Source organism: Rhizobacter sp. P2_H3 (assembly GCF_056403355.1).
On sequence record NZ_JBFUFQ010000013.1, the window covers coordinates 24,859 to 35,959 of the forward strand.

Genomic DNA, 11,101 nt, shown 5'->3' on the forward strand with positions numbered 1-11,101 from the left:
GCCGAGGCGCGAAAACTCAGGTGAAACCCGCTCGGGCGGGACAGGGCTTGTCCCGCGGGCTGCGACGTGCCGAAGACTCAGTGCAGCGCGCCGGTGTCGTTCTCGACCGTGAAGGCGCTGGTGTAGCCGTCACCGCTCACGGTGACGGTCAGCGCCGCCCCGGTGGAGGTGAGGGCCTGGCCGGAGTTGCCGGCGTTGAAGGTGATGGTGCGCGTGCCGGATCCGGCGATGCAGTTCGCGACGGCCGATGGGCAGGGCAGCGCGGCGAGGGTGCTGCCGCTGACGTAGGCGAAGCTCGCGCCGGTGGCGGTGATCGTCGCGATCACCGGGCGGCGCTGGGTCAGCGAGAGGCGCTGCGCGGTGTGCAACTGGCCTTGCAGCTGGTCGCTGAAGGCCCGCAGGCGCCACGAACTGGTGTCGACCAGGCGGGGGAGGGCGAAGACGGCCAGCGTGCCGGTGATGACGATCACCATGACCAGTTCGATCAGGGTGAAGCCCGCTTCGACAAGCCGGCCGCGCATGGTTCAGGTGCCGATGGCCGAGAAGTTGGCGTCTGTCAGCGCAGTGTTGTTCGAGTCCTTGAGAACGCATGTCACGGTCGCATCGGTCGTCACCGCTGCGGCCGTGATGGTGTAGTTGGTCGGCATGGCAACTTGCAGGAGGGTGGAGACCGTCGAGCAGTTCGCGACAGGAACAGCCGCCGTGTTGCCGGCCTTCTTGGCGGCGTAGTTGATGGCGGAGGCCGCACTCAGGCTGCCGGCCATGGCGTTGAGAGCCGCCTGTTGCGCGTCCTTCTTCATGTCGATGTACTTCGGCAGCGCCGTCACGGCCAGCACGCCCAGGATGACGATGACCATCGTGAGTTCGATGAGGGTGAAACCAGCTTGCTTCTTCATGGGGACTTCCTTTGAAAGGCGGTTGTTGCCAGCGACGCCGACCGGTGGAATCACCTCGAACGACTGGGTCTTGCGAACAGGCCCGATTGCCTGGGTTCGCTTGACTGGCAGGTGAATGCTGACCAGCAACTTTGGAGAGAGCATGCAGATCGGCGAGAGGCACTCGTCAGGATTGCAAACCATTGCAAACCAACGCAACGGGTGGGCTCAACGTGTGCCCGGCTTGTTCGTCGAACCGTCGAGCGTGATCACGCGGCGCTGGCCTTCGATCTCGTCGAGCGCCGCGCGGCTCTGCTCGGTGATGCGCAGCCAGTCCTCGGGGCCGCGGATGATGGTCGGCTTGATCAGCACCACCAGCTCCTTCTTGCGGCCGGCGTTCACCCGGTTGTTGAACAGCGTGCCGGTGATCGCATTGCTGCTCGCACCCGGCAGGCCCGAGCTCTGGCGCGACGACTCCACCTGCATCAGCCCGCCGATCGCGACGATCGCGCCGTCGGGGATGCGCACCACCGTGTCGGTCTCGTTGACGCTGCTGGAGGCCAGCGGCAACCGGTAGTTGCCGATGGTGCCGAGATCGATCTGCTTGGTCTTCTCGACCACCGAGGTCACCGACGGATGCACGTGCAGCGTGACCATGCCGGCCTCGTCGATCTGCGGGGTCACGTCGAGCGCGATGCCCGAGAAGAACGGCGTGAGCGTCAGCGTCGGCATCGTCGTCGTGCCGGTGCTGGTGGAGGTGCCGGTGGTGATGCTGCCGCCCGACACGTTGGTGACGAAGTAGTCGTCGGTGCCCACCTTCAGCACTGCCTTCTGGTTGTTCAGCGTCGCGACGCGCGGGCTCGACAGGATTTGCACGTCGCCGTGCGTCTCGAGGAAGCCGAGGATCGACTGGAAGCCGCCGCTCGCGAGCGCCAGGCCGCTCGCACCGCTGCCGGAGATCGGCAGGCCGACGACATCGGCCAGCGCCGCCGTGGTGCCGCTGGCGAGTGTCGGCAGGCCGTTGCCGTTGCCGACCAGCGCATTGCCGGCGCTGCCGCTGCTCTGGCCGATCGAGAAGCGGCTGCGCAGCACCGACCAGTCGATGCCGCTCTGGAAGCCGTCGCGCAGCTCGACCTCGATGATCTTCGCCTCGAGCATCACCTGGCGCTCGATCGACAGCCGCGTGCTGCGCAGGAAGGACTCGATCTGGCGCAATTCGTCGGGCATCGCACGCACGGCGATCGTGCCGGACTGCGGGCTCGCGATCACGTTGCGGCCGGCCGCCGTACCGACCATCGCGCGCAGCGCCTCGGTGGTCTCGGTCCAGAAGTCGCTCTTCGAGGTGGTCGACACCTGGCTGCCCTCGGTGTCGCTGCCGCGCGAACGGCTGCCGTTCGACGCGGTGCCGCCGCTGTTGCCGTTGCCGGTGCCGCTGCTGCCATCGCCGTTCGCCGGCGGGGCGCCCGAGCTGATGCGCATGTCGCTGCGCCCGCTGCGCTGCGTGTGCAGGTAGTTCACCATGAAGATGCGCGTCTGCAGCGTCGGTGGGAACACCGTGACGCGCCGGCCGTCGATCCTGTAGTCGTAGCCATAGACCTCGCGCAGCGATTCGAGCGCCTCGCGCATCGTCACGCCCTTCAGCGTCACCGAGATCGTGCCGCCCACATCGGGGTGCATCAGCATGCTGTAGCGCGAATCGGTGACCAGCGACAGGAAGACGTCGCGCACCTGGGCGCCATTGACGATCAGGTCGAAGCGGGCTTCGGGTGGCGGCAGCGGTGCCGCGGGTCGGGCCGGTGGTGCTGGCGGCACCGGTGTGTCGGGCGTCGAGACCGCGGTCGAAGGCGGGCGCTGCGCCAGTGCGGCCGCCAGCTCGGCCTGCAGGCTGGCGTTCGGGCTGGCGGTGCGCAGCGGTTGGTCGGCACAGCCGGAGAGTGCGATGGCGGTGGCGAAGCCGGACAGCAGGGTCGCCCAACGCGGGCCCGTGCGGCGCTGCCGCAGTACTGCAGGGGACGGGTTCATGGTGGGAGATCCTTTGCGGGCGGTCGATTCGGTGCCTGAGGCGGCGAGGAGGTGGGGATCGAGGTGGCGGTGGGGCGGCGGATGACGCCGGGATACAGCGGTGCGCGGCGCAGCCCTTGCGCGTCGCGCAGCCAGACGGCGTCGTCATCGATGCGCTCGATGCGGCTGCCGCCCAGCAGGTCGCCCACCGACAGCCGGCGGCCCCGGTGCACCACATGGCGGGTGGTGCCGACCACGGTGATGTGATGAGGCGACTCGTCCGCGGCGTCGCGGGGCGCGTCGGCGCTCGCGGCCGGCACGGCCGCGGCCGGCGGCTGCATCGGGTCGCGCAGGGGGGCGGCGGTCGCGCCGAGGCAGCAGCAGGCGAGCCAGCAACCGAACCCGCGCAGCGTCCAGTGGCGTGTGTTCATCACGTGCCCTCCACGAGGTACAGGCGCAGCGTGAGCGTCGATGCCGCGGACGGGCTGGCGGTCAGCTTCAGCGCATCCCAGCGCAGGCCGGGCAGCGCGCTCTCCAGCGCGGACAGGTACTCGACCAGGTCGGCATAGCTGCCGCTCACGGCGAGATCGACGCCCTGCCAGCGCAGGGCGGTCTTCGCGACGGCAGAAGAAGCCGCCGAGGACGGCGGCTCGGTGGCCGTTGCCAACTTGCGAAGCGTGAGGCGCTCGTGGCGCGCCAGCGTGCGCTCCAGCAGTTGCGCCAGGGCCGTGCGCTCGCTGGCCGTGGTGCCCAGGCGCTCGATGTCGGCGTCGACGGCCTGCTGCCGGGCCTGCAATCGCGCAATGTCGTGGCGCRGCCGCATCACCGGAGAATCGGCGTCGGGCGTGCGCGTGGCCTGCGCCAGCCGGGTGCGCAGCGTGACGAGCTCGGCGTTGTCCTGCTTCAGCCGGGCCGCCAGCAGCTTCTGTTCGGCGATGGCCGGCGACAGCACGAGCGAATCGGCAGCCGCGGCCATCAGCAGCGCGATCGACGCGAACAGCATGCAGCGCTCGCGCAGCCCGAGGCCGTCGATGCGGCGCGCCAGGCGCTTTCCATGAGGGCGAAGCTTCATGGCCGCCCTCCTGCCTGCGTCAGCGTGAAGCGCCAGTCGTCGCCGGCCTGGTCGACCTTCAGCGCCGTCAGCGACTGGCCGGCCAGCAGCGGCTCGTCGGCCAGCGCGGCGATCCACGGCTTCAGCGCCGACGGGTCGAGCGTGCGGCCGGACAGCGACAGCGATTCGCCGTGGATCGCGATCTCGTCGAGCCAGGCGGAGGCGGGCACCGTGCGGGCGATCAGGCGCAGGCGTGCCGAATGGCTGCGGCCATCGACGATGCGACCGCGCATCAGCTCGGCCAGCGTCTGCTCGCGCTCGGCCAGCCGCCGCTGCAGCGACTGCAGGTCCTGCCCGAGGCTCGTGGTGCTGGCGGCTGCGCCCGGGTTGGCCGCGATGGCGCGCTGCAGCGTCTGCCGCTCGGCGGCGTGCTGCTGCGAGGTGGACTGCAGCTCGCGGCCAAGCGCCGTGTTCTGGACCACGGTCCATGCGCAGAGGGCGGCGATGCCGAGGCTGAGCAGGGCCAGCGCCTGGACCAGCGTGCGGGCCGAGAAGTGCCGAGGCTGCGTCAGCAGGATCGGGCTGAAGAGGTTGATCTGTTGCGGCATGGCTCGGCCTCAGCGGTTGCGGTGGCCGTCGCGCAGCAGCGCGCCGAGCAGCGGCAGGACGGTGCGCGCGAGCGTGGTGTCGCCGCGGCAGGCCGCCATCACGCCGTCGAACGCCGGGCGCGGGTCGAGCGTCGCGACGGGCTGGCCGAGCTGGCGTGCGAGCACCGCCGCGAGCGCGGCGGTGGACTCGCCGGCGTCGACGGTCACACCGTGCAGCGGCAGCCCGGGCCAGGAGCGCTCCCACAGGTCGAGCGAGCGCTGCACCTCGATGACGATGCGCGGGGTCTCAGCGCTGTCGTCCTCGACGGCCAGGTCGACGCCGTAGTCGACGATGTCGGGCATCTCGCCGGCCTCGAGCAGCGGGATCGGCTGCGAGAGGCTTTGCGACACGGCCGGCGCGGTGGTATCGAGCGCGCCCTCCCAGGCGAAGCGGCGGGTGTAGAACAGCTCGCCTTGGGCGCAGATCGTCAGCAGGCAGTGCTCGCCGTGGCGCATCAGCAGCGCGCCGGCCCGGTCGCCTTGCGTGCCGGCCTGTGCGAGGGCGCATTGCAGGTTGCGCTGCGCTGTCTCGCGGATGTCGATGGTGGCGAGCTGCAGGCCGGCCGCTTCGCACAGCGACGCGACGCCCTGGATCACGCGGTTCGGTGTCGCGGCGACGAAGGCCTGCTTCGGCCCGTGCGCGCGGCCGTCTCCGACGTGCATCACGTCGATCGTCAGGTCGTCGACATGGCAGTCGACCAGGTCCTTGATGCGCCAGCGGGCGGCGGCCTTCAATTCCTCGGGGGCGACCGCCGGGGTGTCGATCTGCAGCAACTGGCACTGCGGCACCTGCAGCAGCGCGACGACCGACTGCGTGGGCAGGCCGAGCGCGCGCAGCCGGCCGGCCAGTTCCTGCGGGCGAGCGGTGTCGACGGGCAGCGTGCCGCAGCGGCGCAGCAGCGGGCGGCTGCCGCCGGCGATGGCCGCCACCTGGGCGTAGACCAGCGTGCTGCCGTCGAGCGAGATGGCCAGCGAATCGGAGGGGATGGGGCGTGTCCACGGCCAGCGCAGGGTCATGTCAGTAGTTCTCGCGTTGGAAGAGGAATTTGTCGGCGCCGCGGTAGAGCCCGTAGGAGATGCGCGCCGATGGATCGCGGTCGTAGCTGCTGCCGCACCAGGCGCCGCGCAGGTAGGTGAGGCCGGCGCCGGCGGTGGCGGCATCGCCGCTGCCGGGCGTCCAGGGTTGCAGGCAGGAGGTGTCGGTGGCGCTGCTGCCGAGGCTCACGGCGATGTCGAAGGTGCCGCGGTGGCCGCTGACGCTCTGCTCGAGCATGATGAGGCCGCTGCCGGAAGAGAGCGTGAGCGTCGGATTGCCGGCCAGCACGTTGGTATCGCTGGCCGCCATCGTCAGGCGGTAGTTGCCGAAGTTCAGCGCGCTCGCAGGGATCGTCGTGCAGCTGTCCAGCGTGTTGGTGGCGAAGGCACTGCCGTTCCAGTGCTGCGCCGTCATGGGAACGAACGCGCGACGGTTGCGAGACATGATGACGTTCTGCAGGCGCAGACGGCCGAAGCGCAGCGGCACGCTGACGAGCGCCGTGTGGTCGTTGCCGCTGACGCTGCTGTCGGCATCGAGATCGAACGAGCCCATCGCCGTGTAGTCGCTGTCGACCGGGGCGATCCCGAAGGTGGCATCGAAGGGACCGTCCGGTGAGCTGGCGCGCTCGGCCGTGGCGCTGACGGTGACCGCGGCAGTACCGGTGGCGTTTCCCCAGGTCCCCGAGATGGAACCGAGTGAAAGTCGCGGCGAGTTGGAAGTGGCCGAGAACACCGTGCTGCCGCTGGTGCCGGCCAACTGGAGTGTGCCGGCGTTGCCAAGATCGAGCTTGGCGTAGCTGCCGGTGTAGTTCTTCGTCGTATTGCCCAGTGCGTCTTGTGCCGTGAGCGTGAAGTTGATGGCGAAGGTTTCGCCCAGGTAGTTGAAGGTGGAAGCGGGCGAGCAAGCGCTCTGCGGGCGCAGCGTGACGCTTGCGTTGCTGGCGGCGAACCTGGCAGGCGCGAAGCGCCCGATGGTCGATGTCGACGTGGCTGAGGCGGCGGACGTGAACAGCGAGCCGTTCAGTGTCAGGCCGCTGCCGAGGTAATCGGTGACGAGCGATTGGCTGTCGAGCTGGAAGGTTCCCACTTCCGAGTAGCTGAGGGTGCTCGGCGTGGCCTTGCCGCCGGAAAAGCCGGAGATGCTGCTGCCATTGCTCAGCGTGCCCAGCACGCCGGTGGATGGCACCTGGCTGCCGGCGAGGGGCCGGAGCGTCACGGCACTGTTGAAGGAGGGCGCCAGGCCGCCAGCCGTCACGTTCGTCAGGGTCGCCGTGCCGTCCGGCAGGCCGTCGTCGTTGCCATCGGTTCCATTGCCGGCCATCGAGGATGCCCAGCGGTAGGCGGCGACATCGGCCTTGAAGCTGTAGCCGGCGCGACAGAATGGAGGGCCGCCCCATTCGGGACGGTTCGAGAATTCGACAGGCTGGTTCAGGTAGCCGTGTGTGCACCACAAATTGCTGACAACCAGCGCGAAGGGCCGTACCGTCAGCGCATTGCCCGTGCCGCTGATGGTCGCGCTCGTGTAGCTCTGCGAATCGTCCTGCAGGCTGAAGCTGTAGCGACCGATGTCCGTCGTGCCGACATTGAAGCTCGCGACGCCGTTGGTGAAGTTCAGCGTGATGTTGCTGGTGGCCGGCTGCGCCGCGGGGATGGTCAGCGCGGGCGAGACCACGGTGGGCGCCGTCCAGCTGCCGTTCGAATCGGTACGCCACATCTTGAGTGAGTGGCTGCCGGTGTAGTCGGTGGCGATGCCACAGTTTGCGGAACTTGAATCGCCGCGCGTCACGGTGAGCGTGTAGTCGTGAGGGCGACCGGCGACGGCCACATCGCTGCCGGCGATCTTGCCGGCAGCGTCTTCCGTGAAGACGAATGCGTTGCTGCCGCTGACCGAGATGGTGGACGAAGTGCTGCTCGAACCGGAAACGGAAGGATCGGCGGCGGTGATCGAGAAACTCTGCGCCCGGATCTGAGCCAGGTTGAGCCGGACGGATCCGCCGTCCGCGGAATTGAAGGTGTACGCGGCGGCCCCGTCGTCGGCGGTGCCGTTGGTGAACGTTCCGTTGGGCGCTGGGGACCCGGCGCTCCAGTCGCCACGGCCGGTGGAGGTGCTCAGCGAGACCGCGCCGGTGTAGCTGGTCTTCGCGCTGCCGTCGGTGTTCAGCGCCGTGAGCGTGACCATCGTGGATCCGCAGGTGCCGCTGCTGCTGGTGCCGATGGTGAAGCTGACGCCGGGGTTGCCGGTGCAGTGGAAAAGCTGGCTGGAGGGAACGCTGACGTACGAACTGCTGCCAGGCTTCTTCCACACCAGTTGGATGATGTTGCCCGTTGCCCTGTTGAAGTATTCCAGGGTGATCGGAATGTAGGTCCCCGCCGTCAGCGTGACGGAGCTGCCCGTAGCCAGGCTCGTGCCGGTGGTGGTGGTGAACCAGTTGCCTGCGTGGTAGGCACCATTGATCCACACGCGGGCGTTGTCTCTCGACAAGAAGCCGAGGACGTACGAGCCCGTGGTCGGCACGAGGATCGCCCCGGTCCAGCGCACACTGTAGTTGGTGGCAGGGATGCCGCTGACCGGGGCGGCGGCTCCCCAAACGAAATCGGCCGACGCATCGGTGCGGGACACGGTGTTCCCCGTGAAGAATGCGCCGGCGGTGGCGTTCTGGTCGTAGTAGGTGCCGGTCAGGCCGCTGGTGTAGGTTGCGGTGTAGGCAACGGTGGCCGATGTGTTGGCGGCGATCGTGTTGGCAGGGCCGACCGCCAGGTCGGCGATGTTGTTCACGGTCAGCGTCTGCGAGGCCGAGAGCGCCGGTGAAATGGTCAGCAACACGGACTTGCCGTCGGCCTGCAGGGTGGCGGTGCTGACGGTGTGCCCCCCAGTGAGTGCGTAGTTCGCGATCGTCTGGGCGTTGCCGCTGTCGACCTGTTCCGAGAATGTCACCAGCACCTGGTTGGCCGAACCGCACGGCATCCGGGCCGATACGAGCGTCGGCGCGACGCTGTCGCTGACCCGGGTCGTCAACCCCAAGGTGCCATTGCTGGCGGGAATCACGGTTGCCGTCGAGCCGACGGGAGACGGGCCGGCCCACAGCAGGCGCGCCGTCGCGGCGCCGGTCGATTCATAGAATTCATACGTGAACGCATGGCGGCTGCCGGCGGTCAGCTGGTTCGGGCATGACGCGGAGATCGAGACGGCCGAGCTGCGGTTGGTCCAGTTCTCGATGAGCTTCTCGGTCGAGTCGAAGCTGCCGTCGAGGTTGCAGTCCAGGTAGAGCCTCACGCCGTCTGCCGCCTGCACGGTGAAGGTGTAGCTGCCGGTGGCCGGAACCAGCACGTAGCCTGTGTAGCGAATCAGGTAGTAGGTGCTGCTGACACCATCGGCCGGCGCGGACGTGATGCCGTTGAGGTTGATCGTCGGCTCGATGCGGTCGAGCGCGACGGACGGGCTGCTGAAGGTGTAGTCCGGGTTCGACGGATCGGTGTTGAAGTATTGGGCCCGCACGCCGGCCACCTCACCCGCCAGCGCGTTCATCGCGGTCCAGCATGACGCAACCGCAGCGAGCAGGGTCACCAGGCGCTTCAGCTTGCTCATCGCACGATCGTCCAGGTCAGTTGCCGCTCGACATAGGTCGGGACGGTGGTGGAGGAGGCCGGGCAGGCGCCGTTGTCCGGTGCGTTGCACGCATTCGCGACGACGGTCCAAAAGGTCAGCGTCGTCGCACCGTCGCTCGCGGTTGCCGGGTAGGCGGCCGGCGTGCGCGTGCAGGTCAGCGTGACCGTGAAGCCGCTCAGCGTGCCGCCCGGCACGATGCTGTTCGTCGCCATGCAGTCGCCGTTCGCGGTGCCGGCATGGGCCTGCCAGTACGCCCACCATTCCAGGCCGGCGCGTGCCGCCTGGTAGGCCCGCGCGGCCTGCAGGTCGGATGCCGCCGCGAGGTGCTGGCGCTGGCTGATGTCGGCCAGCGCCGCCCCGAGCGCGGCCAGCACGACCAGGATGAACACGACCGACACCATCGTGAAGCCACGGTGCCCGAGGCGCCGGCCCGGTCGCCGTTCAAGGCAGGTTGTCGACGTGGACTTCATGGTGCAGGGTGATGCTTTCGGTGCCCGAGGGCGTGCTGGTGGCCAGGCTCAGCTGCAGGCTGACCAGGCCGGCCCGCATCGCGAACACGGCGGCGTCGTAGGTGAAGCTGCAGGCGGTGACGCCGGTCGCGAGCACGCTGGAGGTGCCGCTGCTCGGTGGATCCGGCTGCGTGGCCTGGAAGCCGTAGCCGCTGTAGCGCGTCAGCGTGCCGGCGGCGATGTCGCAGCGGTAGGTCACCGGCGGGTCGACTGCGAAGACGCGGTAAGGCGCCGAGAAGTCACCGATCGGAAGGCCGGCCAGCGAACTCATCGTGATCGTCGTCGCGCTGCCGGCGGCGTTGGTGGCGGTGCGGCGGTTCGAGTTCGACTGTTCGGTGGCGCTGCTGTTGGCGGCATACGCATCCGAGCCGGTGATGCCGGGTCCGAGGTTGTAGAACACCAGCTGCTGTGCGCTGCCGACCGTCAGTGCCGGTCCGACGATGTCGAACGAGGTGTCGACGGTGCCGAACTGGAGGGGGTCCGTGCCTTCCGTCTTGTAGCGGGCAACGCTCGTGACCGGGATCAATTCCAGCGACAGGCCCGACGACGAGACCCGCGGGCTGTTCGGCAAGGCCAGGCGCAGCTCGCGCGCCATGCGCCGCAACGCGTTGTCGGCCACATCGACCAGCTGGGCGCGGGCCTGCGTGGCCAGGTAGAGCTGCACCGGCTGCACGATGAAGCGCGTGACGATCGCGGCGAGGATGCCGGTGATCGCGATGACGATCACCGCCTCGACGAGCGTGAAGCCGCGTGGCTGGCACGAGGCCGCCGGCGCATCAGATGGCAGGCGATGGCGCATGGGCGGTCCGGTAGCCGTCGAGGGTCAGCGTGTTGCCGTCCGGGCTGGTGACGGTGWCGGTGATGCGCAGGACGGCACCGCTCGCTGCCGTCAGCTGGTAGTAGCTGTTGCCGAGGTCGGCCGCCGTCACGGCCACTGAGGCGCGGTAGCCCGACAGGGCCGTGATCGGCGTGTTCGTGATGTCGACGATGCCGTTCGCGGCATAGCCGTGGTAGTCGTTGACGTTGTCGAACTGCGGCGTGGCGGCGCGTGTCTCGTTCGACTCCGGGCCCATCGCCTCTGGCAGGCTGGCGCAGCCGGCCGCGCTGGTGACGGTCAGCGCCGCATTGGGATCATCGGGATCGCACCAGGTGAACGACATCTGCTCGATCTCGTCGAGCAGGGCCTCCGCGACCGCCAGCGCCTGCCGCCGCTGCAGCGGATCGGCGCTGTGCGCACCCGCCTGGATGAACACCCGCAGCACGCCTGCCAGCGCCGCGCTCAGCACGACCATGAACACGACGAGCTCGATCAGCGACAGGCCGCGCTGGATCGGGCGAGGATGAACATGACCGGATGGCAGGCTTGACATGCCGGA

11 protein-coding genes are annotated in these 11,101 nt (G+C 68.9%); all 11 read right to left on the reverse strand.

Translation table 11 applies throughout. From position 1 onward, the window contains the following. Positions 1 to 77 precede the first annotated feature (77 nt). Positions 78 to 521, reverse strand: coding sequence for a pilus assembly FimT family protein (locus tag AC1D1T_RS04370; RefSeq protein ID WP_477826958.1), 444 nt, complete (start codon positions 519 to 521; stop codon positions 78 to 80). A gap of 3 nt (positions 522 to 524) precedes the next feature. Then, the gene (locus AC1D1T_RS04375; RefSeq protein ID WP_477826959.1) at positions 525 to 1,040 is read right to left on the reverse strand and encodes a type II secretion system protein; all 516 of its coding nucleotides are present in this window, start codon (positions 1,038 to 1,040) and stop codon (positions 525 to 527) included. 63 nt (positions 1,041 to 1,103) lie between these two features. Continuing rightward, complete coding sequence (locus tag AC1D1T_RS04380; RefSeq protein WP_477826960.1) at positions 1,104 to 2,897, reverse strand: secretin GspD/PilQ domain-containing protein; 1,794 nt, start codon at positions 2,895 to 2,897, stop codon at positions 1,104 to 1,106. Beyond that, positions 2,894 to 3,307, reverse strand: coding sequence for a hypothetical protein (locus AC1D1T_RS04385; RefSeq protein WP_477839975.1), 414 nt, complete (start codon positions 3,305 to 3,307; stop codon positions 2,894 to 2,896). The genes AC1D1T_RS04380 and AC1D1T_RS04385 overlap by 4 nt, the downstream gene beginning before the upstream one ends. After that, complete coding sequence (locus AC1D1T_RS04390) at positions 3,307 to 3,948, reverse strand: hypothetical protein (RefSeq protein ID WP_477991479.1); 642 nt, start codon at positions 3,946 to 3,948, stop codon at positions 3,307 to 3,309. The genes AC1D1T_RS04385 and AC1D1T_RS04390 overlap by 1 nt, the downstream gene beginning before the upstream one ends. Continuing rightward, entirely contained in the window at positions 3,945 to 4,535 is a 591-nt protein-coding gene (locus AC1D1T_RS04395) for a PilN domain-containing protein (protein ID WP_477825045.1), read from the reverse strand. The genes AC1D1T_RS04390 and AC1D1T_RS04395 overlap by 4 nt, the downstream gene beginning before the upstream one ends. A gap of 9 nt (positions 4,536 to 4,544) precedes the next feature. After that, positions 4,545 to 5,591 (reverse strand): hypothetical protein, encoded by a 1,047-nt coding sequence (locus AC1D1T_RS04400; protein WP_477991481.1) that lies wholly within the window; start codon positions 5,589 to 5,591, stop codon positions 4,545 to 4,547. 1 nt (position 5,592) lies between these two features. Beyond that, a complete protein-coding gene (locus AC1D1T_RS04405; RefSeq protein WP_477839988.1) occupies positions 5,593 to 9,195 on the reverse strand; it encodes a PA14 domain-containing protein in 3,603 nt (1,200 codons plus the stop codon). Further along, positions 9,192 to 9,686 carry an agglutinin biogenesis protein MshP gene (locus AC1D1T_RS04410; RefSeq protein ID WP_477839979.1) on the reverse strand — a complete coding sequence of 165 codons (495 nt, stop codon included), beginning with the start codon at positions 9,684 to 9,686 and terminating at the stop codon, positions 9,192 to 9,194. The genes AC1D1T_RS04405 and AC1D1T_RS04410 overlap by 4 nt, the downstream gene beginning before the upstream one ends. Further along, positions 9,658 to 10,524, reverse strand: coding sequence for a prepilin-type N-terminal cleavage/methylation domain-containing protein (locus AC1D1T_RS04415; RefSeq protein ID WP_477825042.1), 867 nt, complete (start codon positions 10,522 to 10,524; stop codon positions 9,658 to 9,660). Before AC1D1T_RS04415 ends, AC1D1T_RS04410 begins: the two co-directional genes overlap by 29 nt. After that, positions 10,502 to 11,095 carry a prepilin-type N-terminal cleavage/methylation domain-containing protein gene (locus AC1D1T_RS04420; protein ID WP_477991483.1) on the reverse strand — a complete coding sequence of 198 codons (594 nt, stop codon included), beginning with the start codon at positions 11,093 to 11,095 and terminating at the stop codon, positions 10,502 to 10,504. The genes AC1D1T_RS04415 and AC1D1T_RS04420 overlap by 23 nt, the downstream gene beginning before the upstream one ends. Between the last annotated feature and the right edge of the window lie 6 nt (positions 11,096 to 11,101).

Coding starts and splice junctions, on each gene's coding strand:
- AC1D1T_RS04415 (WP_477825042.1), bottom strand. CDS start 10,524: ATGCGCCATCGCCTGCCATCTGATGCGCCGGCGGCCTCGTGCCAGCCA.
- AC1D1T_RS04405 (WP_477839988.1), bottom strand. CDS start 9,195: ATGAGCAAGCTGAAGCGCCTGGTGACCCTGCTCGCTGCGGTTGCGTCA.
- AC1D1T_RS04400 (WP_477991481.1), bottom strand. CDS start 5,591: ATGACCCTGCGCTGGCCGTGGACACGCCCCATCCCCTCCGATTCGCTG.
- AC1D1T_RS04370 (WP_477826958.1), bottom strand. CDS start 521: ATGCGCGGCCGGCTTGTCGAAGCGGGCTTCACCCTGATCGAACTGGTC.
- AC1D1T_RS04375 (WP_477826959.1), bottom strand. CDS start 1,040: ATGCTCTCTCCAAAGTTGCTGGTCAGCATTCACCTGCCAGTCAAGCGA.
- AC1D1T_RS04380 (WP_477826960.1), bottom strand. CDS start 2,897: ATGAACCCGTCCCCTGCAGTACTGCGGCAGCGCCGCACGGGCCCGCGT.
- AC1D1T_RS04385 (WP_477839975.1), bottom strand. CDS start 3,307: ATGAACACACGCCACTGGACGCTGCGCGGGTTCGGTTGCTGGCTCGCC.
- AC1D1T_RS04395 (WP_477825045.1), bottom strand. CDS start 4,535: ATGCCGCAACAGATCAACCTCTTCAGCCCGATCCTGCTGACGCAGCCT.
- AC1D1T_RS04410 (WP_477839979.1), bottom strand. CDS start 9,686: ATGAAGTCCACGTCGACAACCTGCCTTGAACGGCGACCGGGCCGGCGC.